We start from the raw sequence: 25,352 nt of genomic DNA, 5'->3' as shown, positions 1-25,352 counted from the left end.
TCCTACGCCCCGCGTGACGGCCGGAACCGGCATGATGGCGCGATGATCGAGGCTGTTGAGCTGACCAAGTGGTACGGGAAGGCGGCCGCCGTCGACGGTGCGACCTTCACCGCCACGCCGGGCAGGGTGACCGGTTTCCTCGGGCTGAACGGGTCGGGGAAGACGACCACGCTGCGCATGTTGCTGGGGCTGATCCGGCCGTCCCGCGGGCAGGCGTTGATCGACGGCGTGCCGTACCGGAAGCTCAAGGCTCCGGCGCGCACCGTCGGCGCGGTCGTCGAGCAGGGCATCGCGAACCCGGGCCAGACCGGCCGGGCGCACCTGCGGACGCACGCGATCCTCTCCGGTGCGCCCACCGGGCGCATCGACGAGGTGCTGGAGACCGTCGGGCTCGCCGAGGCGGGCGCGCAGCACACGGCCGGCTACTCGCTCGGCATGCGGCAGCGGCTGTCCATCGCGACCGCGCTGCTGCACGAGCCGCCGGTGCTGATCCTGGACGAGCCGGCGAACGGCCTCGACCCGGAGGGCATCGCCTGGATGCGCGGGCTGCTGCGCGAGCATGCGGACAGCGGCGGCACCGTGCTGATCTCCAGTCACCTGCTGGCCGAGCTGTCCCAGCTGGTCGACGACGTAGTGGTGGTCTCGCAGGGGCGGGTGGTCAGCACCGGGCCGCTGGCCGAGTTCACCGCCGGCGCGACGGCACACGTGCGGGTCCGCGGGCGCGACCCACAGCGACTGTGGGAGGCGCTGGAGCCCACCGGCGCGACGCTGGAGTCACCGGACGGCGAGGCGATCGACGTGTACGGGCTGGACGCCGCGCGGATCGGCGAGCTGGCGTTCGAGGCCGGGGTGCCGCTGGGCGAGCTGACCACGCACGTACCCGATCTGGAACAGGTCTTCCTCGAGATGGTGGGCACCAGATGATCTCCATCGTCGCGTCCGAGCTGTACCGGTTCGCCACCATCCGGTCCGTGTGGCTGTCCGTCATCGTGGTGGTCGCCGCCAGCTATGCCGTCTCCTGGTTCGGCGCCGCGTTCTGGGGCCTGATCGTCGGCGCCGGCACGTTCGCGGTCACCGCGAACGTGGTCGGTTCCCAGTTCGCGCACCGCACGATGGTGCTCACCTACCTGGCCCGGCCGAACCGGCTGGTCGTGCTGGCCGGCCAGATCATCGCGTCCGCGATCGTCGGTGCGCTGATCGCGGTGGTCAGCGCGATCGGCGTGCGGGACCAGCCGGGGCTGGTCGTGGCCGGGCTGTCCGCGGTCCCGGTCATCGCGATCTTCGCGGCCGCGCTGGCCACGATCGTCCGCCGTCCACTGTGGCTGATCCTCGGCTTCACCGGCTGGCTGATCATCGTGGAGGGTGCGATCTTCCAGCTGGACTACCCGCTGCCGGTCACCATGTTCCTGGCCTCGATCAGCGGCAAGCCGGAGCAGCTGGTCAAGTTCTGCGCGTGGACCGCGGGCGCGCTCGCCGTCGCGATCGGACTCGCCCGCCGGGACGTGACCGACTGACATTTGTCATGTCCGAACCGTGAGAGTGCCGTGGTTATCCATGATCCGGCGTACTGATGTCATGCCCTTCCGGGCAACAGACTCATGGACATGACACAGGCGATCGAGGTACGGGATCTGCGCCGCCGCTACGGCGGGCCGCGCGGATTCGAGGCGGTGAAGGGCATCTCCTTCGACGTCGCGCACGGCGAGTTGTTCGCGCTGCTCGGCACGAACGGCGCGGGCAAGACCTCCACCATGGAGATAGTCGAAGGGCTGGACCGGCCGAGCGGCGGCACGGTCCGGCTCCTCGGCCAGGACCCTTACCGGGACCGCGCCACGGTACGCCCACGGATCGGCGTGATGCTGCAGGACGCGGGCTTCCCGGCGGACCTGACCGTGGCCGAGACGGCCCGGATGTGGGCCGGCACGCTGCCCGGCCCGCGCCCGGTACCGGAGGCGCTGGAGCTGGCCGGGATCGGCCACCGCGCCGGGGTCCGGGTGAAGCAGCTCTCCGGCGGCGAGCGGCGCCGGCTGGATCTGGCGCTGGCTCTGCTCGGCCGCCCGGAGGTGCTGTTCCTGGACGAGCCGACCACCGGCCTCGACCCGGAGAGCCGGCGGAACACCTGGCGGGTGATCCGGGACCTGCTGGTGGCCGGCACCACCGTGCTGCTGACCACGCACTACCTGGACGAGGCGCAGGCGCTGGCCGACCGGCTCGCCATCATGCACACCGGCACCGTTGTCACGACCGGCACGGTGGCGCAGGTGGTGAGCGCGTACCCGGCGCGGATCAGTTTCTCGGCCTCCATCGGAACCGACATCCCGGACCTGCCGGGCTCGCCGACGATAACCCGGGACGGCGCCGCCGTCGTGATCAAGACGGACGCGCTGCAGGCGACGCTGAGCGCGCTGCTCCGCTGGGCCGACGACCACGCGCTCCCGCTGCACGACCTCGACGCCCGCTCCGCCTCGCTGGAAGAGGCCTTCCTGACCATCGCCGGAGGAACCCGATGACCCGCCTCGTCTCGATCGGCGCCGCCGAGCTGCTGCTGCTCTGGCGCAACCGTTTCGCCCTGGTCAACGCGCTGGTGGTCCCGCCGGTGTTCGGTCTGCTCTTCATCCCGCAGCTGGCCCGGGCCGGCATGGACCCGGCCGCCGGCGCGACGCTGGCCGGCGGCATGGTCGGCGTCATCCTCTCCATCGTCGTCTACTACAACCTGGTCAGCGCGTACGTGGCCCGCCGTGAGGAGCTGACGCTGAAACGTCTCCGCTCCGGCACGCTCAACGCCGCGGAGATCATCGCCGGGACCGCGAGCCCGGCCGTCGTGATCGCGCTCGCCCAGTCGCTGCTCATCGTCGTGATCACGGCGGTCTTCCTGGACCTGCCGATGCCGTCGAACCCGCTGCTGCTCGCCATCGGCCTGATCGGCGGCGTCGCGATGTTCGTGGTGCTGGCCGCGGCGTCCGCGATCATCACCGGTACCGTCGAACTCGCCCAGATCACCACGATGCCGATGCTGCTCGCCTGCTTCCTCGGCGCCGGCCTGATGTTCCCGCTGAGCACGCTGCCCGGACCGGTGGAGACCGCGTTCACCATGCTGCCGCTCGGCCCGGTGATCGAGCTGATCACCATAGGGTGGGCCGGTACCGGCACCGCGTCGGACGCGCTCCGGCCGCTGCTGCTGCTCGTCGCCTGGGTGGCGGCCGGCACCACGATCGTCCAACGCTGGTTCCGCTGGGAACCGCGCCGCTAGAGAGGCCCGACCGATGCACCCGCTCGCGTGGTGGCACGCCCGCAGCCAGGCCGAACGGTTCGACATCTCGTTCCGCAGCTCGTTCTACGTGTTCCTGATCTTCATCCCGCTGCTGATCGGCTCGTCCACCGCGACGGTCAGCACCGACACCGTCGCGCTCACGGCCGGGCTGCTCGCGGTCGGATACACCGTGCTGGTCGCGGCGATGATGCACGCCGGGATCGAGCACTACCTGGGCCGCCGTGGCCGCCCGACGCGACTCCTGGTCGCGGTCGGCACGGTCACGGCGCTCGGCTCGGCCGTCGCGCTGCGCGGGCTGCCGCCGGACGGCGAGCCGGCCGGGCTCATCGTGGTCGCGCTGATCTGCACGTACATCATCGGGCTGGCGACGCTGCGGAACATCTGGCCGTCCCTGCTGGCGATCGGCGCCGGCTTCGGGACGCTGTCGGTGGCGGCCGCGATCACCGGCCCGGAACTGGCCCCGTCGTTGTTCTCGCTACTGCTCATGGGCGGTACGGTGCTGGTCACGTACCGGTCTTCGCTCTGGATGCTCGCCGTGGTCTGGGAACTCGACCGGGCCCGCACCGTCCAGGCCGGGCTCGCGGTCGCCGAGGAACGGCTGCGGATCGCTCGCGACATGCACGACGTCCTGGGCCGCAACCTGTCCGTGATCGCGCTCAAGGCCGAACTGGCCGCGCAGCTCGCCAAGCGCGGCCGGGAGCAGGCGGTCGAGGAGATGCTGGAGGTCCGCCGGATCGCCCAGGACGCGCTCACCGACGTCCGCGCGGTCGTCGGCGGGTACCGCAGCGCCGGCCTCGACGACGAACTCGCCGGGGCGCGCTCGCTGCTCGCATCCGCCGGTATCGAGGCCCGGATCATCGGCGACGGCCACGACCTGCCACCGGACGTGCAGGGCGCGCTCGGCTGGGTGGTCCGCGAGGCCGTCACCAACGTGCTCCGGCACAGCGAGGCCCGCACCTGCACGATCACGCTGCGGACCGCCCCGCCCGGTACGGTTACGCTCACCATGTCCAACGACGGCGTCTCCCCGGGCCGGGTCCGCTTCGGCAGCGGCCTGCTCGGCCTCACCGAACGGATCAGCGCGCTCGGCGGCACGCTCGCCGCCGGTGTCGAGAGGCCCGGCTCGTTCCTGCTCACGGTCACGGTCCCGCATACATGATCAGCATCCTGCTCGCCGACGACGAACACCTCATCCGCGGCGCGATGGCCGCACTGCTCTCGCTGGAGGACGACCTCACGGTCGCCGGTCAGGCCGCCACCGGCGCCGAGGCGGTCCGGATGGCCCGCGCGCTGCGGCCGGACGTGGCACTGCTCGACCTGCAACTCCCGGACACCGACGGCGTCGCGGTCGCCCGGGAGATCCAGCCGATCTGCCGTACCGTGATCGTCACCAGCCACGGGCTCCCCGGCCACCTGAAGCGCGCGCTCTCCGCCGGGGTGCGCGGCTTCCTCTCCAAGACCGTCTCCGCCGACATCCTGGCCACCGTGGTCCGCACCGTGCACACCGGCGGCCGCTACGTCGACCCGCAGCTCGCCGCGGAGGCGATCAGCGTCGGCGACAGCCCGCTCACCGCGCGCGAGACGGACGTGCTCGCGCTGGCCGCCACCGGCGCCCCGATCGACGACATCGCCCGCCGTGCCAATCTCTCCCCCGGCACCGTCCGCAACTATCTCTCCTCCGCCGCCGGCAAGATGAACGCCGCCAACCGCCACGAGGCCGCCCGCATCGCCCAGGGCTTCGGCTGGATCTGACCCGGGGCGCCCCGGGGCCGCCTGTCAGAGGCGGGCCACGATCGGGGCGAAGGACTCCAGCGCGGGGGCGCGGATCACGTACCGGTCGACGGTCCAGCGTCTCCGGTTACGGTCGATCGCGGCGGCGATCTCCTCCTCCGTGCCGACCAGGACGAACGGCGTCTGCCGCAGGTCCTCGACCGTCGTGCCGATCTCCGCGGCGACCGGTCCCAGTACGGACACCGGGTCGTCGGTGACGGCCGCGACCTGGACCAGCGCCTCCAGCGCGGCGCCGTCGGTCAGCTCGACCTGCGCGTCGATCTCGCCGAGCGACCAGCGCACGGTGTGCCGATGGCCGTCGGCCAGCGTCTTACCGAGGCCGCTCAGCCCGACGACGTCCGCGTTCCGCCCGGCCCAGCGCAGCAGTTCGCTGTTGCCACCGCCGAACGTCAGCGGAATGCGCGCCTGCACCGGCCGCGGCTCGTCCAGCCGGGCCCCGGTCATGGTCAGCGCCGGACCGGCGACCGTGACCTCCTCGCCGTCGAGCAGCCGGCGAACCGCCTCCGCGACCTCGATGCACCGCCGGACGCGGCCGGCCACGCCGGGCCGGGTGCGGCCGATCGCGGCCCACTCGGCCGGGGTGTGCCCGGCGCCGATGCCGAACCGGGCGCGGCCGCCGGAGAGCAGGTCGAGCGTGGCGACCGCGGAGGCGAGCGGCAGCGGCTCGCGGACGCCCGCGTTGGAGACGTAGACGCCGAGCCGGATCCGGGACGTGACAGCGGCGGCCGCGGCGAGCACCGGGTACGGATCCGGGCACGAGCCCGGATGGTCCGCGGTGAGCAGCGTGTCGAAGCCGGCCTCCTCCGCGCGGCGGGCCAGGCCGAGCCAGGCCGCCCCGCCGTCCCGGGGCACGGCCTGCAGCGAGAACGTCGTCACCCGGCCAGCCTCGCCCACCCGGCACCCGGACGGCCAGGACTTCTGCGGATAGCAGAGGATGGACCGCGTGAACGAGGACGAGATTCTGGACATCGTCGACGAGAACGACGAGGTGATCGGCCAGGCGCCGCGCGGCGAGGTGTACGCGCGGCGGCTGCGCCACCGGGCCGTGTTCATCCTGGCCCGGGACGCCGAGGACCGGATCTTCGTGCATCGCCGTACGCCGCACAAGCTGGTCTTCCCGTCGCACTACGACATGTTCGTCGGCGGCGTGGTCGGCACCGGCGAGTCCTACGACCTGGCCGCGCACCGGGAGGCGTCCGAGGAGCTGGGCGTGACCGGCCTGCCGCAGCCGACGCCGCTGTTCAGGTTCCTCTACGAGACGCCGGAGCACACCTGGTGGTCCGCGGTCTACGAGGTGCGGTGCACGTCGCCGGTCGCGCCGCAGCCGGAGGAGGTGGAGTGGCACGCGTTCCTCACGGCGGAGGAGCTGGAGGCCCGCCTGCCGGAGTGGGACTGGGTGCCGGACGGCTTCGACGCCTACCGCCGGCTCCGGAATCTGGCATAGATAACGATCACACGGTACGGGTAGCGTGACCCCCACTGAGCCGACCACTGCAACCGCCGCACAGTCCGCCGGCGCTCCCGGTTCACCCGGCCCGGGGCGCCGGCGGCGCGGCGGTTGCGTGCGCTGCTAGGTCCTGTATCGAAGTGGATGGCCGGGCTGCGGCGAGGCCCACTTCGATACAGGACCTAAGCCGGCGGGGCGTAGAAGTCCGTCGTCCGCGCCGCGGCACCCGCGGCCGCGTCGGCCGGCGTCCCTGCGGCCGCGCTCGCCCGCCCCCAGTCCTCGCTGGCCAGCGTGATGAACCGGCGTCCCTCCGCGGAGACCGACCACGCCTCCATCTCGGCCGGGTCGTTGACCGAGTCCGGCGCGGCGAGGTGCAGGCCGAGGCCCATCAGGGTCAGGTCCCAGCCGACGCCGACCGCGCCCGGCCCGAACTGCGCCCACCGCTCGTCGCCGACGTGCGCGATGTGCTCCAGCGTGAAGCGGGTGCGGTCCGGCCCCTCCGACGCGAAGCGGACCTCGATCCACGAGACCTCGCCGCCGAACTCCCAGGTCGCGTCGAAGCCGCGCGGCGGGTCGCACGCGGTGACCGTGCCGGACGCGTTGCCCTCCAGCTCGTACCGGCCGTGCAGGTGCAGGTCGCCCTTGACCGGCAGGAACCAGCGTGCGAGCCGGTCCGGCGTCGTGCACGCGTCCCAGACGTCGTCCAGCGGTGCGTCGTAGACCCGGCTCGCGGTGACCACGCGCGCCTCACCCGCCTCCAGCGTGCGTGCGCCGACCCGGCGCCGGACCGTGCTGACCGTGGCTTCCACATCGATCATGAGCCGCTCCCCTCGTGTTGACAGCGACTACGTTTCTAACGGTCACGCCTTATATAAGTCAAGCCTGAAATTGGCGGGCCAGCGTGCTGAGGGTAATGCCGAGCGGCGCGTCCAGGCGCAGGCCCGCGTACGCGTCGCCCCTGGTCACGCCGCGGTTGACGATCGCCACCGGGATGCCGAGCTTGGCCGCGCGCAGCACGAACCGGCGCCCGGACATGACAGTCAGCGACGACCCGAGGACCAGCAGCAGCCGCGCCGACTCGACCCGGGCGAAGCACTCCTGCACCCGGTCGCGCGGCACGGTCTCGCCGAAGAAGACCACGTCCGGCTTGAGCAGCCCGTCGCCGCAGGCGGCGCAGGCCGGCACCCGGAACTCCGCCTCCAGCCCCTCGTCGATCTCCACGTCGCCGTCCGGGTTGACCGAGAGCGCCTCGGCGGAGAACGCCGGGTTCGCCGCGGCCATCCGGGCGTCGTGCGTCTCGCGCGCGCTGACGTCGCCGCAGTCCAGGCAGATCACCCGGTCCAGCCCGCCGTGCAGCTCGACCACGTCGGTGGCACCGGCGGCCTGGTGCAGCCCGTCCACGTTCTGCGTGATGATGCCGGTGAGCAGCCCGGCCCGTTCCAGCGCGGCGACCGCCTCGTGCCCCGCGTTCGGCGCGGCGCGCGCGATCGTGCGCCAGCCGACGTGGCTGCGCGCCCAGTAGCGGCGGCGTGCGTCCGGCTCACCGGTGAACATCTGGTACGTCATCGGGGTCCGCGCCCGGGACTGCCCACTCGGCCCCCGATAGTCCGGAATGCCCGACTCGGTGGACAGGCCCGCACCGCTCAGCACCGCCACGTCACCGCCCGCCACCAGCGCGGACAGCCGCGATATCCCGTCTTCCACGAACCCAGGCTATGCCACGTTCGTGACCTCCCGCTCGAACCGCTCCTTCAGCGCCCGCGGCGGATCCGCCGTGGTGAAGCCCTTGCTCGCCTGCGCCCGGTAGCGCTCCGGCATCATCGCGGCGAGCTGCGCGTCGAAGTCCTGCTGGAGCGTGACGGTCCGCACCCGGTCCGCGCCCGGCGCCGCGTCCAGGTGCAGCACGGCCGGCCCCGCGTTCATCAGCGCGCCGAGGAACGGCGTGCCGGGCTTCCCGGCCGCGCAGAGGTAGTAGCCGTACGCGGTGCGCAGGTGCCGCTCCCGCCCTGCACCGGCCGGGTCGACGCCGAAGATCTCGACCTCGCAGAGCATGCGGTCCTGGGCGGACAGCACGTGGCCGTGCTTGGCGTGCTCGTCCACGGTCGCCTGCTCCAGCTCGACCGCGAGCATCTCGGTGGCTCGCACGCGCAGCTCCGGCTCGGACAGCTCCGGCGCGACCGCGTTGTAGTAGAGGCCTCCGGCGGCGAGCCCGACCGCGACCAGCACCTCGGGCACGATCCACCACGCGCCACGTCGAAGAACATCGATGAATGTGCGCACGCACGTCATTCTGGCAGGTGTCCGGCGGCACACGGAAGGGCTTGGGTAACCTGCCGGTCGTGCACATCCTGCTTCCGCCGTCCGAGGGCAAGGCCCACCCCGCGCGCGGCGCCGCGCTCGACCTGGCGTCTCTGGCCTTCCCGGAGCTGACCGCGGCACGCGAGGCGGCGCTGGACGCGCTGGTCACACTGTGCGCGGGCGACGAGGACGCGGCGGTGACGGCGCTCGGGCTGTCCGCCGGGCAGCGCGACGAGGTGCGCCGCAACGCGCTGCTGCGGACCGCGCCCACCACCACGGCCGCGAAGCTCTACACCGGCGTGCTCTACGACGCGCTCGGCCTGGCCACGCTGCCGCCGGCCGCGAAGCGCCGCGCCAACGGCCAGATCCTGATCTTCTCCGGCCTGTTCGGCGTGTCCCGGCTCGGCGACCGCCTCCCGGCGTACCGCTGCGGCATGGATGTGAAGGTGTCACCGCTGGGCGCGATGAGCGGTCACTGGCGCCGCGCGCTCCCGGACGCGCTGGCCGATCTCGGCGGCCCGGTCCTGGACCTGCGCTCCTCGTCCTACGCCGCGGCCTGGCGGCCGGCCAAGGACCAGATCAAGAACGTCGCGACGGTACGGGTGCTGCACGAGCGCATCGTGGACGGCACGCCGAAACGGTCCGTGGTCAGCCACTTCAACAAGGCCACGAAGGGCCGCCTGGTCCGGGATCTGCTGCTCGCCGGCGCCGCGCCGCGATCCGTCCCCGCGCTGGTCAGCGTGCTGCGCGACCTGAAGTACACGGTGGAGGAGCCCACCCCCGGCGCGCTCGACGTGGTGGTCCGCGAGTTGTAGCCGACTGTCCACAGTCGCGGGACGCGGCTCCCGCGGCGCGGCGCCGGGCGCTACCCTGTGGCGGTCGTGGAACGACGAACGCCAGGAGAGGACCAGCGGTGTCTGCGGACAACAGCGAGCACGCGCCACCCGGGGTGGACACCAGCACACCGCACTCCGCGCGGATCTACGACTGGTGGCTGGGCGGCAAGGACAACTTCGCGGTCGACCGCGCGGTCGGCCAGGCCTTCCTGAACACGATCCCGACCGTCCGCGCGATGGCGAAGGAGAACCGCGACTTCATCCACCGCGTGGTCGAATATCTGGTGCGGGACCAGGGCGTCACGCAGTTCCTGGACGTCGGCACCGGCATCCCGACCAGTCCGAACCTGCACGAGGTGGCGCAGGCGATCGACCCGCGGTGCCGGGTGGTCTACGTCGACAACGACCCGATCGTGCTGGTCCACGCGCGGGCACTGCTGGTCAGCAGCCCCGAGGGCGCCACGGAATACATCCACGCGGACATGCGGGACGCCGCCGGCCTGCTCGGCGACCCGGCGCTGACCCGCACGCTCGACCTGACCAAGCCGGTCGCGCTGACGCTGATCGCGGTGCTGATGCTGATCGCGGACGCGGACGACCCGGGCCACGCGGTGCGCCAGCTGATGGACGCGCTGCCGCCCGGCAGTTACGTGGTGATCACACACCCGGCGTACGACTTCGACCCGCCCGCGATCGAGAAGCTGGTCGCGATCACCGAGGGCCAGATGACGTTCGTGCCACGCTGGCGCAAGGACGTCGAGGCCTACTTCGCGGTCCCCGGCTGGCAGATGGTCGAACCGGGACTGGTCCCCGTGATGGCCTGGCACCCGCCGGTGGAGCCGGAGGACCCGACCGCGGCCTATTACTGGGCGGGCGTGGCCCGGAAGAACTGACGCGGTGGTGGCCGGTCCTCCGGCCACCACCGCTTCTTTATGTCCCCGCGGCCTCACCTGCGCCACGGGCTGATCAGGCGGTCCGGCTCTCCGGCAGGACGATCTTCTTGTCCAGCATCGGGTCGATCTCGGAGCGCGGCTGCATGAACCGGGCGGTGAGCGTGTCCACGCCGGTCCCCCGGGAGCTGCTCGGCCGGTAGGTCACGGTCGCCGCGTCGCGCGACGCGACCTCGACGATGCCGGCCCGCCAGGCGCCACCCCGGTAGACCCAGACCCGGTCGGACGGGTGGTAGGTGTCGGTCGCGGCCACCGAGGCCGGGTCTCGCCGATCGGGATCAATCGTGGGGGCGGACATGTTCATGACCCTCCTGCCTTGGAACGCGCCAGTTCGGCCGGCTGCCCGGTGATCTCCGGACTCGCGGTGTCCGGTGGTGGATGGGCCGGCGCGGCCTGGGGCTCGCGGCAGCGGGCGCTCTTCGCGGCGTACATCTCCTCGTCGGCACGGCCGAGTGCCTCGGCGAGGCTCGCACCCGGTGGTACCGGGACGAGTCCGACCGAGGCGGTCACCGTGACCGTGGTGTCGTCCGCTGTTCCCCCGAGGGGGATCGGCGTGGACAACACCGCGGAGAGGCGGTCCGCTGGGCGTCCGCGGGCGACGTCGATCGCGGCTCCGGTCAGCAGGGCGGCGAACTCGTCGCCACCCAGCCGGGCCACCAGGTCGTCACCGGCGTAATCGGCCAGGCGGCGGGCCACGGCGCGCAGCACCGTGTCACCGGCCGCATGGCCGTACTGATCGTTGATCTGCTTGAAGTCATCGAGGTCCACCACGACCGCGGCGATCGCGGGGCGGTGGCGGTCGGCGACGAGTTCGGCGCCGTACCGATAAAAAGCCCGCCGATTCGGCAGGCCGGTCAGCGGGTCGTGGCCGGCCGCGTGGCGCTCCGCGTCGAGGGCGAGGCGGAGACCGGCCGCCTCGGCTTCCGCGCGTCGTGCCCGGCGGTGCGACCGCCAGGCGAGCGCGGACGTGCCCGCGAGCAGCAGGCCGCCGAGCAGCAGCGTCACGTCCACGCGCGCGCCCCGGTCATGAGGATCGGAGCGGTGGCGAAGCAGTCCCGCGCGCGTCCGCCCGACCCGCACGCGGGCGGCCGGCGACGGGCGGAACCACTAACTGACTGATCACTCAGTGTGCCAGTTACGGCTACGCCACCGCGAGAAAATGTCTGATTCGCCACCAGATATCCGATTTCCGATCACAGAGAGTGAACGAGTATGTGCTTATGCACATGAGCTATCATCCTCGGTATGCAGTGCAGACGCAAGAGCCGATGCACGTGCATCCACGGCGTGCACAAGCACGGCGCGGAGGTTTGGTTGAGCCGCACACTCGTCGGCCCATTGGGGGCGGTCGGCGTCGCGGTCACGTCCCCCAACCCAACCAAGTGGAGAGAACAGCCCATGCAGCAGACGACATACAACGGCGTACCGGCCGGACAGCTTCCGGTGACCTGGCAGAAGAGCAGCTTCAGCAACCCGAGCGGCAACTGCGTGGAACTCGCGCAGCTTCCCGGCGGCGGCGTGGCCATGCGCAACAGCCGGGACCCGGAGGGCCCCGCACTGATCTACACCCCGGCTGAGATCGAGGCATTCATCCTCGGCGCCCGCGACGGCGAGTTCGACCACCTCGCGCTGTAGTAACCGGTGCCCCGGTGCGCCGGTCGCGCACCGGGGTTCCAACCGAAAGTCCGACCCACGGGACTGGAAGACATCCGGCTCCGACGCGCTAGGCTGAGCGGCGGCTCATGGCGTGCCGTGGAACTTCCGCATGCCAAAGCCACGGCGGCGGGGAACTCGGTTCAGCAGGCGGAGGCTGACGACGGTGAGCACGGCAGACAAAGACGGCGGTTCGGCGGGCAGCCCGACCGTCCTCCGGATGCTGCTGGGCTCCCAGCTTCGCAAGCTCCGCGAGGCCAAGGGCGTCACCCGGGAGAAGGCCGGCTGGGAGATCCGCTCCTCGGAGTCGAAGATCAGCCGGATGGAGCTCGGACGCGTCGGCTTCAAGGAGCGCGACGTCGCCGACCTGCTGACCCTCTACGGCGTCGACGACGATCAGGAGCGGGCCAGCCTGCTGGCCCTGGCGCGGGAGGCCAACACGCCTGGCTGGTGGCACAAACACAGTGACGTCCTGCCGAACTGGTTCCAGGCCTACCTGGGCCTCGAGGCGACCGCCACGATCATCCGCAACTACGAGGTGCAGTACATCCCGGGCCTGCTGCAGACCGCGGACTACGCGCGCGGCGTGATCCTGCTCGGCCACAATCTCGCCCCCACCGACGAGATCGAGAGCCGGGTCAAACTGCGCATGGCCCGCCAGCAGGTGCTCAACCGCCCCGACGCACCCCGCTTCTGGGGCCTGCTCGACGAGGCCGCGCTGCGCCGCCCGATCGGCGGCCGCGCCGTCATGCGCGACCAGATCCTGCACCTGCTCGAGCTGGCCAAACTGCCGAACATCACGTTGCAGGTCATCCCGTTCGAGGCCGGCGGCCACGCCGCGGCCGGCGGCGCGTTCAGCATCCTGCGCTTCCAGGACCAGGAACTGCCGGACGTGGTCTACATGGAGCAGCTGACCAGCGCGCTCTATCTCGACAAGCGCGAGGACGTGGACCACTACGCAGCGGCGATGGAGCGCCTCTGCGTAGAGGCACTCCAGCCGTCCGACACCATCACATTCCTCGAACGCTTCCTCGACGAGGCCTACCCGGTCACTTCTCGTTGAGATCCTTCAGGCGTACGGCTTCCAGCTCGTTCGGCTCCGCGTTCCACTTCTGCAGAGTGGAACCGTCACAGGGCTGGACGAAGATCTTCGCGACCTTGTTCGTGATGTCGCCGAAGTAGTCGAAGTTGGCCGCATTCTGATCCTGCGGCTGCAGGCAGTAACCGTACCCGTCGACGATCTGATAGCTGGTGCCGTAGCTGTCCGTCTTCCCGTAGATCGTCCACTGCTGGTTCTTCGGTGGGTTGTTCGGATCCGCCGGGCAGGTGAGGTTGAACCGGACGTACGCACGGGCGGTCGTGGCGCCTGGGCTACTCATGCAGTTGTTGTTGGTGGAGCCGCTGCGGATCACACGGGCCAATGAGTGGTTGTCCGGCTGTCCGAGCTTGGCGCCGTTCGGCACCGTCGGGAGCGTGAACTTCTGGTTCCAGGCGAGGTCACTCGCGTTCACCGTCGTCTTGCAGGGCCAGGCGATCAGCGCCGGGCTGTCGGTCTTGAAGTCCGTGATGTCCAGGCATCGGCCGAACTGGCGATAGTTGATGAGCTGCCCGGTAGAGGCACCCGCCGAACCGGCGCCGACACCGGAGTCCTGCTTGAACACGCGGGTGGTCTCATCGCCGGAGCAGCTGTTGACGTTGAGCGCGGCGCCGATGGTACGCGGCGCATTCACGATCATGCAGTAATTGCTCTGAGTGCCGCTGGCGTTGGTCGGCCGGAAGTGCGAACTGTCGTCGAAGCCCCAGCGCTGCTGCTGCCGGGTCGGCGACGCACACGGCTTCAGCACCACGGGCGTGCCCTGGGTCGTCGACTCAGCCTCGATGCACCAGCCGAGCAACTCGGAGCCGGTCCGCGACGAGCTCAGGCTGATCGTCAGGTTGGAGTTGTAGGCCCAGGACTGCGACGCCAGGCCGGGTTCGCAGCGCTGCATGGTGGGCTTGGTCCACGGCGACTTCGTCTCGAACGGGCCAGGGCCGGCGTCGAGGCACAGGTCGGTGCCGCCGTTGTTCTTCACGTGGATCAGGCCGCCGACCACGTTGGTGTTGCCGATCTTGAACGTGTACGTGCCGTTCAGCTCGCGCGTCGGCACGTCCGTGAACGTGGTGGTGGCCTGGTCCGCACCGATGGAGTACAGATAAGCGTACGCCGGGACCGCGCCCACGCCGTTGCCGGCGTTGCACCGCAGCTTGTTCGCGTTCATCCAGCTCTCGGTCTTGTTCTGCGGGTCCGCGAGGTAGTAGCGGATGGTCACCTTGTAGACCGCGGTGCTCCCGTTGCCGAGCGACCCGGTGATCGGGCCGCACGGCAGCTTCCTCCGGTCCGAACCGGTCGAGTCCGCGATCGCGCGGATGTGCCCGGTCGCCACGTCCAGGCCGGCCTGGGCCGCGTGCAGCGCATGCGTGCGGCGCAGGTCGACGCGGGTACCGACGAACTGGCTGAGCACGAGCGTGCCGACGAGCCCGCCGATCATCGAGCCGACCACCACGACCATCATCGCCAGTGGAATCGAGCCGCGGTCGTCACTGGGCGACGGGAGACGCCACATCCGGGTCATAGCCCCACCCTTCCCGTGTTGCAGATCAAGTTGGTGTCCGGGTTGCCGAACGTGTTGAGCGCCGTGAACGTGACGTCCGTCAGCCGGGTGGTCGAGGCGGCCCCGCCACCACCGGTGGTGGTGAAATAGAGCCGGAGACGCTGGTAGCTCTGGTCACCGCTGGGCAACAGCCGGGTCATCGGCGGCGCCGCGGTGGCACCACCGGTCGGCACCGGCGTCGCGCTCACGGCCGGAACCAGGCCGACGCCGGTGAGCAGCGTGGTCCAGGTCGTCGGCACGGCGCCGCCCTGGGCGACCCAGCTGCGGCGCTGAAGCGTCCTGGTGTCGGTCCGGATGCGCAGCTGCACGCAGTTCTTCACGTTGTCCACCATGATGTGGTACTCGATCACGCTGCTCGGGCCGCTGTTAAGCGCGGCCGTGATGCCGCTGGCGTACCGGATCTCCTTGTCCAGGCGCAGGAACACGGTGTTCACCTGGGACTGCGCCAGGTTGGTCGCCTCCACTTTGTTGTAGGTCCGGTAGACCTGCACGATCGCGGTGGTCACCAGCACCATCAGAACCGACATCACCGACATGCTGACCACCATCTCGATCATGGTGATGCCGGCATCCCGCGGCCGGTCCCGGTCATGTCGCCGGCTCATGGAACCCTCCAGCTGAAGGTGACGGTCTCGGTCGTCCACGACTCCGAGTCGGTGACCGTGATCTTGATGTTCGACGTCGTCGACGCCGCGTTCGGCGCCTTGCCGCTGAGCTTCCCGGCACTGGTCAGGGTAAGCCAGGACGGCAGGTTCGTCGCACTCCACCGATATCCGGTGCCGGAACCGCCGGACGCGGCGAGTTGGAGGTCGACCGTCGTGTTCCGGTTCGTGCTCCGCTGCCCGGCAGTGATCGCAAAGTTGGTGATGGTCAGTGCAGGACGCACGTTCCAGTCCCACGACGCGGAGGACGTGTTGCCGTTCTTGGACCGCACGGTGCCGGTGACCCGGTAAGGGCCGTCGTCGGTCGGCGTCCCGGTGATCTGGCCGGTGCCGGTGTTCAGGCTGACACCGGGCGGAAGCCCGGTGGCACTCCAGGTGAACGGTCCGGTACCACCGGACGCGGAGAGTTGCACGGCGGTGATCGCCTTGCCCTCCATACTGCGTTGCGCCGCCGGCGCGTTCATGGTCGGCCGGGCGTTGACGATCCAGGTGAACGTGGCCGTGTTGGTCAGGTCGTAGTCGTCCTGCACGGTGACCGTGATCGAGTGGCTGCCCGGCGTAGCCGGCGTCCGGCCGGTGATCAGTCCGGACGTGTTCATGCTCATCGTGGTCGGCAGGCCCTGCGCGGTCGTCCAGTTCAGCGGTGCGGTGCCACCGTTCGCGACCAGCTGGAAGGAGACCGTGCTGTCGATGTCGTCGGTCTGGTCGCCGGGCGGCACGATCACCGGCGGCGTTGCCTGGTCGTTGGTGTCGAACCTCGGCTCCCGCTCGGCGTTGCTGATCAACGTCGTGGTGACGTAGGAGCAGGTGCCGGTCTTGCAGCCGTTGTCCGGCCAGGTCACACCGATGACCACGCGCCAGAACTCGACGGCGTTGGCCGGCTTCGCTTGCGTGCAGTCGCCGCCGGTTACGGCGGGCTGCCAGCACCGCCCGATGTAGTAGTTCTGCTTGAACGGGACACCGGCCAGCGTCACGGTGAGCGGCGACGTCGGGACCGCGGCGGACGCGCCGTCACCGGCAGCCGCACCGGAGTCGAAGGCCATCTGCATGCCGGCCAACCACGGCGCGACACCGGTGACCGGGCTGTTCCACTGCGCCGTGGAAGCCGCCTGGCCACGGCCCTTCGTCAGCAGCGAGGGGGTGAGGGAGCGCACCCGCTCCATCGCATCGCCCGCGACCTGAACCGCGGCCTGCGTGCCGGTCTGGTTGTTGGTGGTGCGCATGGAGCTGACGAAGAACGTTCCAAGCCCGGCCATCACGACGCCGATGATGCCGATCGAGACGATTGTCTCGACCAGCGTGAACCCCGCGTCGGGTGCGGGTGGTGTGGTGCGTCGGTGCTTGACGGTGCGCATCACGCACCTCCTCTCGTACCCGGTAGGGGGCTTGGCGGGGTCCGGACAGAACCCCGCCGGCGGTTAGCTGACGGCGGCTTGAGCGTCGGCGGGCGGCGGACCGTCACCGGAGACGAAGACGTGCAGCGCGAGCGTCGCGGTCGCGGCACCGGCGCCGATGGAACCTTCCTCGCCCGCGACCGTGATCGAATCGATCAGCACCGCGCGGGCCTGCCGCTGCTGCAGGTCGTTGAGGAAGCTCTCGACGTCGTCCATGGCGCCGGTGACCGTCATGCTGAGCGGCATGTCGTAGATGCTCGGCGTGGTGCCGTCAATCTTGGTCGCGCCACCGACGGAGAGTGTGGTGACGTCGACCTTGTGCCCGTCGGCGGCCGTCCGGAGTGCCCGGAGCAGATCGGGGAACTCGTCCGTGGCCGGCAGCGCGGTCGAGTACTTCTCCAGCTCGGCCTTGTAGACAGGGAGGTTCGCGCTGTCCTTCTCCAGATCCTCCAGCACCTGGCGGGCGTCGTCCGCCTTCCGCACCTCCTCGGCTGCGGCCTGCCGGGTCGTCTTCGCCTCGTCGTTCTTCGGCATCACGAGCAGGGTCCAGGTGAGCACGACCAGCACCGCGGCGACGAGCACGCCACCGGCGATCCAGAGCTTGTCCGCGTGGGCGCGCATCAGTTGCCTCCCGTGGTGGTTCCGGGCACCGGCGTCGCCGTCGCCTCGGGCGTGAACCGGCCCCCGAGCGCGGCCTGGGTGATGTCCACCTGGATGGTGAACGTCTCGGCGCCGCTCTCCTCACTGGTGATGTCGGTCGGCAGCGGGTTCGCCAGGCCGGTGACGGCGCGTAGATTGTCGACGTACTGCGCGACCTTGGCCTTGTCGGCCGCCGACCCGATCAGCGTCACGGTACCCACCACCTCCTCGGTGACCTGCGACGGCAGCTGGTTGCCCTGGGCGAGGACCTGATTGCTGATCCCGCCGCTGAGTGCCGAGATCGTGACCTCGGCGGGCGCGGCGCCGCGGACGTCGGAGAGCAGCCTCTGCCACTGCGAGTCGTGCGCCATCAGCGCGCCGAGCCGGTCCTTCGCCGTGCTCAGCTCCGTCTTGACGCCGGTCAGCTCGCTGTACTGCTGCTGCTCCTGCTGGACGGCCCGGCTCCGTACCTCTGCGGCCGCCAGCTCCTCGTCGGCGCCCTGTGCCTTGACGAACGTGGTGGCGTACCAGCCGGCCAGCACCAGCACAACCGCACCGACACCGGCCACAGCCGCGGTGCGGGTACGCCGGGCGCGACGGCCACCCATGATCTCGTCCGGCAACAGGTTGGCAGCAATACGCAGCGTGCGCGTCGGGTCCTGTTGGGCCTGCGGCATCTGGGCCGTGAAACCCTGCTCGGCCGGGTACATGTCGGTGCTCATCAGGCAGCTCCGAGGGTGAGGCCGATGGAGACGGCCGCGGAGGAGCGAAAACGCTCCAGGTTGTCGTGCTGGCTCCGGTCGGCCGCGCGCAGCCGGCTCGTCGGGTCCGCGATCACCACGGGAACGCGCAGCTCGTGCGCGAGCAACTCGGAGAGACCGGGCAACAGCGACCCGCCGCCGGACAGCGACAGCCGCTGAACCTGGGTGGGACGCTCGCTGGAGCTGAGGTAGGTGAACGAGCTGCGGATCTCTGCGATGAGCGGCCGGAGCGCCTCCCTAAGGAAGTCGGCGACCTCAGGACCCTCCTCACGCCGCAGACCGACCCAGCACTTGACCGCCTCGGCCTCTGTGGCGCCGATGCCGAGCCGGCCGGAGAGCGCCTCGGTGAGTTCCTGACCACCGCGTGGCACGGTACGCACGATCAGCGGCTCACCGTCCGCGTGCACGACCACGCTGGTAGCCTGCGCGCCGATGTCGACGAGCGCCTCCACCGCGGTGTCCAGCCAGGACGCGGAACGCAGCAGCGCGAACGTGGCCAGGTCTACCCGGTCGACATGCAGACCAGCCCGCTCGACCGCGTGCACCGCCGTGAGCACAGCTTCCTTCGGGGCTGCGATCAGCAGGCCGCGGACGGTGTCACCGGACGGCTCCTCCAGCGGATAGAAGTCGAGCAGCGCACGCTCCACGGCCAGCGGCAGCATGTCGCGCACCTGGAACGGCAGCGACTTCTTCAGCTGGTTCTTCGGCAGTTTCGCCACCGACATCTCGCGGACGACCGCCTGCGGGTTGGTCACGCCGAGCGTGACGTGCCGGCTGCGGAACTTCGTGGCGGCCCACATCTCCTTGATCGCGGCGGTGACCGCAAGGTCGTCCTTCACCACACCGCTCACCACCGCGCCCGCGGGCAGCGGCGCCTGGGCGAAGTTCAGGATTCCTAGTCCCTCCTTGGTGCGCGTGGTCTCGACGGCGCGCACTGACATCGATCCGATGTCCAGGCCGATGGGATTGGTGGCAGCCATCGAGCGTCCTTCCTAGCGTTCAACAGGGTGGGTGAATCAGGCGGGCGGGAGAAGCGAGAGGTACCAGCCGGCGACCGGGCCGGCCGCGAAGATCGCGAGAAACGCGCCAAGCAGCATGTACGGCCCGAAGGGGACCGCGGTCTTACCGTTCGCGCGGCGTGCGGCCAGCAGTGCGCCACCGGCCAGGCCTCCGATCAGAAATGCGGCGAACGCACCGATCAGCAGGGCGTCCCAGCCGAGCCAGCCGAGGTAGAGGCCGAGCACTCCGGCGAGCTTGACGTCGCCCAGGCCCATGCCGCCGGGGCGGACGATCGTGAGCAGCTTGTAGAAGACCCAGAGCGCGGCCATCGCGGCCAGCGCGCGCAGGCCCTGCCCCCAGTCGCCGCTCGCGATGACCGCGGGCGCCAGGAGGATCAGGCCGACGAGGTACGAGGGAAGGACGATCGCGTCCGGCAGCCGCTGTACGTCCAGATCGATCATCGCGAGCGCGACCGCGATGGAGGCCAGGTAGAGGTAGGCGGGCAGCTCCGGCGACCAGCCGAACCGGGCGGTGATCGCGGCGAACAGCAGCGCGGTGCCGACCTCGACCAGTGGATAGCGGGCGCTGATCGGCTCCTTGCAGGTGGCGCACTTCCCGCGCAACGCCAGCCAGCCGAACACCGGCACGTTGTGCCGAGGCCGAACCGCGTCGCCGCAGCGGGGGCAGTGCGAGCCGGGGCGGATCAGTGACTCGCCGCGCGGTACCCGGTGGATGACCACGTTCAGGAAGGAGCCGACGGCCAGGCCGAGGACGGCGGCAAGCACGAGCAACAAGGGCAGCACGTCGGAACTCCTTTCGGTTCGTGCGGTGATGGATGCCGAGCGAAGGCCGGCGGGTCGGGTGACCCGCCGGCCCTCAGGTCGTCACGTGCAGAATCAGTTGCCGGCGTCGAGGCAGGCCGTCAGGCTGGCCTGCGCGCTCGACTCCTTGACCGAGCCACCGGCCAGGCCGCTGTAGACGTAGATCTTCTTGCTGTCCTTGTTCCAGGAGCAGATCACGTAGTACGTCGCGACGCTGGCGGTGGCGGGCGTCAGGCGGTAGGCGAGCTCGTTGCCGCTGGAGACGTTCGCCGGGACAGCGGTGCCGGTGGCGGCGCCCGTCAGGCTGAGCTGCAGAGCGGTGCCCTCGGTGTTCATCGTGCCGGTGTCCGGGTACTTGTTGCCGTTCTCCGTGTAGAACTGCTCCACCGTGCTGATCGCCGCGCGGATGTCGGACTGAGCCGACTTGTTCATCGCGCCCTTCCGGTAGTTCAGGTACACCGGAACCGCGATGGCGACCAGGATGCCGATGATCACGACGACCACCAGCAGCTCGATCAGGGTGAAGCCCTTGTCGCTCTCCGCCCGCTTCTGCTGGGACTTGGCGATGAGGTGCTGCATTGAGTGCCTCCTGTGGCGCTCGGGGGGAGGGGGATCCGGTCGTCCTTGACCGGGGGTGTTGCAGGGGATGCGTGTCTCAGGAAGCCCCGCCGATGTTCTGGTAGACCGAGAACATCGGCAGGTAGAGGCAGACGACCATCGAGCCGACCGCGACGCCCATGAAGACGACCATCAGTGGCTCGATCGACGCGGTGAGGGACTCAGCAGCGTCATCAACCTCGCGGTCATAGAAGTCGGCAATCTTGCCGAGCATCTGACTGATTTGGCCGCTCTCTTCGCCGACCTCGACCATCTGCACGACCATCTGCGGGAAGATGGCGTGCTTGCGCAGCGACGACGACATCGGCTGACCGTCACGGATCGCGGCCTGGAGGTCCTTCATGGCCTCGGTCACGACGGTGTTGCCCGTGGTGGCGCCGACGACGTCGAGCGCCTGGAGTACGGGCACGCCGGCGCCGAGCAGCGTGCTGAGGTTGCGCGAGAACCGGCTGATCGCCATCTTCCGCAACAGGCCGCCGAAGACCGGCAGACGCAGCTTCGCCCGGTCGAACCACAGCCGGAAAGCGGGCTGGGTCCGCAGCGCGTACTTGATCCCGACCACGGCCGCGACTATCACGCCGACGGTCAGCGGCCCGGACCAGACCAGGCTGTGGCTGGCGTCGACGATGATTTTCGTGGGCAGCGGCAGATCGCCGCCGAGCTGCTGGAACATGTTCTCGAAGACCGGAACGATGAAGATCAGCACACCGGCGATCAGCACGAAGCTGAAGAGAAGGACGATCACGGGGTACGTAAGCGCGCTCTTGATCTTGCCGCGGAGCGCCGCGTCCTTCTCGAAGTTGACCGCGATCCGCTCCAGTGCGTCGTCCATGAAACCGCCGGCCTCACCGGCTCGAATCATCGCGATCATGAGGGTCGGGAAGATGCGGTCGTGCTTCGCCATCGCGGCCGACAGCGCAACACCGGCCGCGACGTCCGTGCGGATGTCGCCGACCGCCTTGCGCAGCTTCGGCTTGGCCGTCTGCTCCTCCAGCACCGCGAGCGTGCGCAGCAACGACATGCCGGACGCGGTCAGCGTGGCGAACTGGCGGGAGAACACGGACAGGTCCTTGAGCGTCACCCGGCCACTCAGGCCGGGGATGCTCACCTCCCGGTTCATGCCCTGGCCGGCCTCCGCGATGGAGAGCGGCACGATGCCGCGCTGGCGCAGCAGCTGGGCCGCCGCCGCCTCGTTCGTGGCGTCGATCTTGCCCTTGCTGCGTTTACCGGTGGCGTCGACGCTGCTGTAGTCGAACGTCTTCGTGGCTGCCACGACGTCACATCCGTCCGGTCAGGCGGCGGAGTTCCTCCGCCGAGTGGCAGAGGTCGAGGGCCTGCTCGATCGTGATGACCTGGTGCCGTACCCGCTCGGCCAGGTGCTGGTCGAACGACAACATGCCGTCGGCGCTGCCGGCCTGCATGAAGGACGGGATCTGGTGGGTCTTGCCCTCGCGGATCAGCGACCGGATGGCCGGCGTCGCCGTCATGATCTCGGTGATGATGGTGCGGCCGGTGCCGTCCGCACGCGCGCACAGCGCCTGCGTGACCACACCCTGCAGCGCCATCGACAGCTGCGCGCGGATCTGCTGCTGCTGGTGCGGCGGGAAGATGTCGATGATGCGGTCGATGGTCTGGGTGGCGCTCTGCGTGTGCAGCGTGGCCAGCACCAGGTGACCGGTCTCGGCCGCGGTCAGCGCGGTCTGCGTGGTCTCCAGGTCGCGGAGCTCACCGACCAGGATGATGTCCGGGTCCTGTCGCAGCGCGTGCTTCAGCGCGGTCGAGAAGTCCTTCGTGTCCGCGCCCACCTCGCGCTGATTGACCAGGCTCTTCTTGTGCGGGTGCAGGAACTCGATCGGGTCCTCGATCGTCACGATGTGCGACGAGCGGGTCCGGTTGGCGAGGTCCAGCAGCGCGGCCAGCGTGGTCGTCTTGCCGGATCCGGTCGGGCCGGTGACCAGCACCAGCCCGCGGTGCAGCGCCGCGAACCGGGCGACCGCGTCGGGCACGCCGAGCTCGTCCAGCGGCCGGATCCGCTGCGCGATGGCCCGGAAGGCGGCGCCGACCGACCCGCGCTGCTGGTACAGGTTGACCCGGAATCGCCCGATGTGCGGCACGCTGTACGCGAAGTCCAGCTCGCTGTTGTCCCGGAAGATCTCCCACTGGCTGTCGCTGGTGGCCGCGCGGGCCAGCATCGCGACGTCGATCTGGCTCATCCGCTCGTAGTCGGGCAGGTAGCTGAGCGCGCCGTGCACCCGGATCGTCGGCGGGGCACCGACGGTCAGGTGCAGATCCGAGCCCTGCGCCTCAATCAGCGACTGAAGCATGGCGTCCAGGGAATCCCGGTTGTCATTCCGGTCACCGCCCGCCACCAGGTCGTCGAGCGTCTGCTCTACGATCACCGCGGCTCCTTCGAGGTCGAACGGGGGGCCCGCCTCTCAGCGGGACACCGATGACTTCGGCAGAAGGCCTGCGGACCTTAGGCACCGCCACGTAGGATTCCCGGCCCGCGGCATTCCCGGACCGCACACCCGATCGGCGGGCTCACCGCGGTGCCGAACCAGGATCGGAAACGGTTTTTCCCGCTCCCGGCGTAGTGCGGCCCGCATGCTCGGAGCGGGCAAACCGCGCGGAGGCCTCCGACTCCGCTGGCTCCGCTCCGGCCGCCGCGGCGGAGCCGGTCCCGCCGCCGGTCACCACGAGCCGCGATTCCCGGCGCCGCCACCCCCGGCCGCGCCACCGGCATGGTATTCAGCGCTTATGCCGCGCAGGCGTCCGAATCTGCCCGAACCTCTCGTGCCGGCCGAAGCGACGTGCGGCGGGACCGAGGGCACGGCGACGGGGCGTGAGATGTGAGGGCTAGATGGCGACGCGGAGGACCTCGGAGATGGAGGTCTGGCCGTTGGCGGCCTTGAGGAGGCCGTCGATACGGAGGTCGAACATGCCCTGGGCCTGCGCCACGGCGTGGATGTCGCTGGCGGGGGCGCGTGCCACCGCGAGCTTCTCGATCTCCTCGGTGACCGGCATGACCTCGTGGACCGCGAGCCGGCCCTTGTAGCCGGTGCCGGCGCAGCTGCGGCAGCCGACCGGCTTCCAGAGCTGGGCGGGCGGGTCCCACTGGTCGAACGGCCAGCGGGCGGCCTCGAGTTCCGCGTCCGGCGGGTAGTACTCGGTCTTGCACCAGTCGCAGAGACGGCGGGCGAGGCGCTGGGCCAGTACGCAGTCGACGGACGAGCCGACCAGGAACGGCTCGATGCCCATCTCGGTGAGGCGGACGATGGCGCTCGGCGCGTCGTTGGTGTGCAGCGTGGAGAGCACGAGGTGGCCGGTGAGCGCGGCCTCGACCGCGAACTGGGCGGTGGTGCCGTCCCGGATCTCACCGATCAGCACCACGTCGGGGTCGGAGCGGAGGATGGCCGGGAGCACGGCGGCGAACGTCAGGCCGGCCTTGGCGTTGACCTGGACCTGGTTGATGCCGGGCAGCCGGTACTCCACCGGGTCCTCGACCGTGATGATGTTGACGGTCGGCTTGCTGATCTTCGCCAGCGTGGCGTACAGCGTGGTGGATTTTCCGGAACCGGTCGGGCCGGTGACCAGGAGCATGCCGTGCGGCTTGGCGAACGACGCGGAGAAGCGCTCGTAGTTGTCCTCGGTGAAGCCGAAGCCGGCCAGGTCCAGGTTGATGCCGCCGGTGTCGAGCACGCGCAGGACGATCTTCTCGCCCCAGACCGTCGGCAGCGTGGCGGCGCGCAGGTCCACCTTGCGGTTGTTGAGCTGCATCGTGATCCGGCCGTTCTGCGGGATGCGGCGCTCGGTGATGTCGACGTTCGACATGATCTTCAGCCGGGAGATCAGCGCGCTCTGCACGGCCTGCGGCACGGTGTCGACCTCGTGCAGTACGCCGTCGATCCGGTAGCGGACCCGCAGATCGGTCTCGGTCGGCTCGAGGTGCAGGTCGGACGCGCGGTTCTGGATGGCCTGTTCGAGCAGCGAGTTGACGTACCGGACGATCGGCGCGTCCTCGTCGCCCTGGGTGACCGCGGTCATCGCGGACGGCTGCTCGACGCGCAGCGTCTCGGCCATGTCGCCGAGGTCGCTCTCCTCGCGTTGCAGCTTCTCGATGATCTTGCGGACCTCGGTGCGCGCGACCACGACCGGGCGGATCACCATGCCGGTGGCGGCGCGCACGTCGTCCAGCGCGACCACGTCGGCCGGGTCGGTGACGCCGACCGTGAGCTCGTTGCCCTCGATCGTGATGCCGATGACGCGATGCCGCTGGACCAGCGACAGCGGGATCTTCTGCAGCGCGGCCTGCTCGATCGGGTAGCCGACCAGGTCCACGGTCTGGACGCCGTACGCGTCGGCCGCGGCGGCGGTCAGCTCCTGCTCGGTGACGATCTGATCGTTGATCAGCACCGCGCGCATCGAGCGTCCGCTGCGCTCCGCCTCCTCGGCGGCGTAGTCGACCATCTGCGGGTCGACTCCACGCCGCTTCAGCGCGTCCATCAGCGGACGGAAGGTCTGGTCCATCGGAGCCCTTATCGGCCGCGGACGGCCCGGCCTG

28 protein-coding genes are annotated in these 25,352 nt (G+C 70.2%); 11 read left to right on the top strand and 17 right to left on the bottom strand.

What is annotated here, in order from left to right; genetic code table 11:
• Positions 1–42: 42 nt before the first annotated feature.
• The 6 genes from J2S42_RS35770 (at position 43) to J2S42_RS35745 (ending at position 5,023) form a co-directional block, all read left to right on the top strand.
• Positions 43–924 carry an ATP-binding cassette domain-containing protein gene (locus tag J2S42_RS35770; protein WP_307246497.1) on the top strand — a complete coding sequence of 294 codons (882 nt, stop codon included), beginning with the start codon at positions 43–45 and terminating at the stop codon, positions 922–924.
• Positions 921–1,514 (top strand): hypothetical protein, encoded by a 594-nt coding sequence (locus J2S42_RS35765; protein WP_307246494.1) that lies wholly within the window; start codon positions 921–923, stop codon positions 1,512–1,514. The genes J2S42_RS35770 and J2S42_RS35765 overlap by 4 nt, the downstream gene beginning before the upstream one ends.
• Before the next feature lie 90 nt (positions 1,515–1,604).
• Entirely contained in the window at positions 1,605–2,510 is a 906-nt protein-coding gene (locus J2S42_RS35760) for an ABC transporter ATP-binding protein (protein ID WP_307246492.1), read from the top strand.
• On the top strand, positions 2,507–3,250 hold the full coding sequence (locus J2S42_RS35755) for an ABC transporter permease (protein WP_307246490.1): 744 nt from the start codon (positions 2,507–2,509) through the stop codon (positions 3,248–3,250). The genes J2S42_RS35760 and J2S42_RS35755 overlap by 4 nt, the downstream gene beginning before the upstream one ends.
• 13 nt (positions 3,251–3,263) lie before the next feature.
• Positions 3,264–4,430, top strand: a complete 1,167-nt coding sequence (locus J2S42_RS35750) for a sensor histidine kinase (protein ID WP_307246488.1) — start codon at positions 3,264–3,266, stop codon at positions 4,428–4,430.
• Entirely contained in the window at positions 4,427–5,023 is a 597-nt protein-coding gene (locus tag J2S42_RS35745; RefSeq protein ID WP_307246486.1) for a response regulator transcription factor, read from the top strand. Before J2S42_RS35750 ends, J2S42_RS35745 begins: the two co-directional genes overlap by 4 nt.
• A 24-nt stretch (positions 5,024–5,047) precedes the next feature.
• Here the strand turns inward: J2S42_RS35745 and J2S42_RS35740 are convergent, their stop codons facing one another.
• Positions 5,048–5,938, bottom strand: coding sequence for an LLM class flavin-dependent oxidoreductase (locus J2S42_RS35740; RefSeq protein ID WP_307246484.1), 891 nt, complete (start codon positions 5,936–5,938; stop codon positions 5,048–5,050).
• Between the two features lie 67 nt (positions 5,939–6,005).
• Here J2S42_RS35740 and J2S42_RS35735 point away from each other — a divergent pair, with 67 nt between their 5' ends.
• On the top strand, positions 6,006–6,506 hold the full coding sequence (locus J2S42_RS35735; protein ID WP_307246482.1) for an NUDIX hydrolase: 501 nt from the start codon (positions 6,006–6,008) through the stop codon (positions 6,504–6,506).
• A gap of 185 nt (positions 6,507–6,691) precedes the next feature.
• Here the strand turns inward: J2S42_RS35735 and J2S42_RS35730 are convergent, their stop codons facing one another.
• Genes J2S42_RS35730 through J2S42_RS35720 form a run of 3 tightly spaced genes read right to left on the bottom strand, consistent with a single transcriptional unit; the run spans position 6,692 to position 8,789 of the window.
• Positions 6,692–7,327: an SRPBCC family protein gene (locus J2S42_RS35730; RefSeq protein ID WP_307246480.1), complete on the bottom strand. Its 636-nt coding sequence runs from the start codon at positions 7,325–7,327 to the stop codon at positions 6,692–6,694.
• 58 nt (positions 7,328–7,385) lie between these two features.
• On the bottom strand, positions 7,386–8,213 hold the full coding sequence (locus J2S42_RS35725; protein ID WP_307246478.1) for an NAD-dependent protein deacetylase: 828 nt from the start codon (positions 8,211–8,213) through the stop codon (positions 7,386–7,388).
• 9 nt (positions 8,214–8,222) lie between these two features.
• Positions 8,223–8,789: a hypothetical protein gene (locus J2S42_RS35720; RefSeq protein WP_307246476.1), complete on the bottom strand. Its 567-nt coding sequence runs from the start codon at positions 8,787–8,789 to the stop codon at positions 8,223–8,225.
• 59 nt (positions 8,790–8,848) lie between these two features.
• On the opposite strand from J2S42_RS35720, the gene yaaA reads away from it, so the two are divergent.
• Together yaaA and J2S42_RS35710 are read left to right on the top strand one after the other, a co-directional pair.
• Positions 8,849–9,622: a peroxide stress protein YaaA gene (gene yaaA, locus J2S42_RS35715; RefSeq protein WP_307246474.1), complete on the top strand. Its 774-nt coding sequence runs from the start codon at positions 8,849–8,851 to the stop codon at positions 9,620–9,622.
• A 98-nt stretch (positions 9,623–9,720) separates the two neighbouring features.
• Positions 9,721–10,536: an SAM-dependent methyltransferase gene (locus J2S42_RS35710; protein WP_307246472.1), complete on the top strand. Its 816-nt coding sequence runs from the start codon at positions 9,721–9,723 to the stop codon at positions 10,534–10,536.
• 73 nt (positions 10,537–10,609) lie between these two features.
• Here J2S42_RS35710 and J2S42_RS35705 read toward each other — a convergent pair whose 3' ends face one another.
• A complete protein-coding gene (locus tag J2S42_RS35705; RefSeq protein ID WP_307246470.1) occupies positions 10,610–10,891 on the bottom strand; it encodes a hypothetical protein in 282 nt (93 codons plus the stop codon).
• A gap of 2 nt (positions 10,892–10,893) precedes the next feature.
• Positions 10,894–11,604, bottom strand: coding sequence for a GGDEF domain-containing protein (locus J2S42_RS35700; RefSeq protein WP_307246469.1), 711 nt, complete (start codon positions 11,602–11,604; stop codon positions 10,894–10,896).
• A gap of 387 nt (positions 11,605–11,991) precedes the next feature.
• On the opposite strand from J2S42_RS35700, the gene J2S42_RS35695 reads away from it, so the two are divergent.
• Complete coding sequence (locus tag J2S42_RS35695; protein WP_306831612.1) at positions 11,992–12,228, top strand: DUF397 domain-containing protein; 237 nt, start codon at positions 11,992–11,994, stop codon at positions 12,226–12,228.
• 184 nt (positions 12,229–12,412) lie between these two features.
• A complete protein-coding gene (locus tag J2S42_RS35690; protein ID WP_307246467.1) occupies positions 12,413–13,309 on the top strand; it encodes a Sco1979 family transcriptional regulator in 897 nt (298 codons plus the stop codon).
• Here the strand turns inward: J2S42_RS35690 and J2S42_RS35685 are convergent.
• The 11 genes from J2S42_RS35685 to J2S42_RS35635 form a co-directional block, all read right to left on the bottom strand.
• The gene (locus J2S42_RS35685) at positions 13,296–14,858 is read right to left on the bottom strand and encodes an RICIN domain-containing protein (RefSeq protein ID WP_307246466.1); all 1,563 of its coding nucleotides are present in this window, start codon (positions 14,856–14,858) and stop codon (positions 13,296–13,298) included. The two genes, J2S42_RS35690 and J2S42_RS35685, sit on opposite strands and share 14 nt — an antisense overlap.
• Positions 14,855–15,502 carry a prepilin-type N-terminal cleavage/methylation domain-containing protein gene (locus J2S42_RS35680; RefSeq protein WP_307246464.1) on the bottom strand — a complete coding sequence of 216 codons (648 nt, stop codon included), beginning with the start codon at positions 15,500–15,502 and terminating at the stop codon, positions 14,855–14,857. The genes J2S42_RS35685 and J2S42_RS35680 overlap by 4 nt, the downstream gene beginning before the upstream one ends.
• Positions 15,499–16,914 carry a putative Ig domain-containing protein gene (locus J2S42_RS35675; protein WP_307246462.1) on the bottom strand — a complete coding sequence of 472 codons (1,416 nt, stop codon included), beginning with the start codon at positions 16,912–16,914 and terminating at the stop codon, positions 15,499–15,501. The genes J2S42_RS35680 and J2S42_RS35675 overlap by 4 nt, the downstream gene beginning before the upstream one ends.
• 63 nt (positions 16,915–16,977) lie before the next feature.
• Positions 16,978–17,574, bottom strand: coding sequence for a type IV pilus inner membrane component PilO (locus tag J2S42_RS35670; RefSeq protein WP_307246461.1), 597 nt, complete (start codon positions 17,572–17,574; stop codon positions 16,978–16,980).
• Positions 17,574–18,314, bottom strand: a complete 741-nt coding sequence (locus J2S42_RS35665; RefSeq protein ID WP_307246460.1) for a PilN domain-containing protein — start codon at positions 18,312–18,314, stop codon at positions 17,574–17,576. Before J2S42_RS35665 ends, J2S42_RS35670 begins: the two co-directional genes overlap by 1 nt.
• On the bottom strand, positions 18,314–19,333 hold the full coding sequence (gene pilM / locus J2S42_RS35660) for a type IV pilus assembly protein PilM (RefSeq protein WP_307246458.1): 1,020 nt from the start codon (positions 19,331–19,333) through the stop codon (positions 18,314–18,316). The genes J2S42_RS35665 and pilM overlap by 1 nt, the downstream gene beginning before the upstream one ends.
• Before the next feature lie 36 nt (positions 19,334–19,369).
• Positions 19,370–20,155, bottom strand: a complete 786-nt coding sequence (locus J2S42_RS35655; RefSeq protein ID WP_307246456.1) for a prepilin peptidase — start codon at positions 20,153–20,155, stop codon at positions 19,370–19,372.
• Positions 20,156–20,248: 93 nt separating this feature from the next.
• Positions 20,249–20,752 carry a prepilin-type N-terminal cleavage/methylation domain-containing protein gene (locus tag J2S42_RS35650; protein ID WP_307246454.1) on the bottom strand — a complete coding sequence of 168 codons (504 nt, stop codon included), beginning with the start codon at positions 20,750–20,752 and terminating at the stop codon, positions 20,249–20,251.
• A gap of 76 nt (positions 20,753–20,828) precedes the next feature.
• The gene (locus J2S42_RS35645) at positions 20,829–22,064 is read right to left on the bottom strand and encodes a type II secretion system F family protein (RefSeq protein WP_307246452.1); all 1,236 of its coding nucleotides are present in this window, start codon (positions 22,062–22,064) and stop codon (positions 20,829–20,831) included.
• A 4-nt stretch (positions 22,065–22,068) separates the two neighbouring features.
• Positions 22,069–23,190, bottom strand: coding sequence for a type IV pilus twitching motility protein PilT (locus J2S42_RS35640; RefSeq protein ID WP_307246449.1), 1,122 nt, complete (start codon positions 23,188–23,190; stop codon positions 22,069–22,071).
• Positions 23,191–23,647: 457 nt separating this feature from the next.
• Positions 23,648–25,318 (bottom strand): GspE/PulE family protein, encoded by a 1,671-nt coding sequence (locus J2S42_RS35635; RefSeq protein ID WP_307246447.1) that lies wholly within the window; start codon positions 25,316–25,318, stop codon positions 23,648–23,650.
• Between the last annotated feature and the right edge of the window lie 34 nt (positions 25,319–25,352).

Origin of the sequence: Catenuloplanes indicus, from assembly GCF_030813715.1 — a bacterium.
In the GTDB taxonomy this organism is placed as follows: Bacteria; Actinomycetota; Actinomycetes; order Mycobacteriales; family Micromonosporaceae; genus Catenuloplanes; species Catenuloplanes indicus.
The sequence above is the reverse complement of the archived record's forward strand: the minus strand, read 5'-3'. Positions and strand labels throughout refer to the sequence as shown.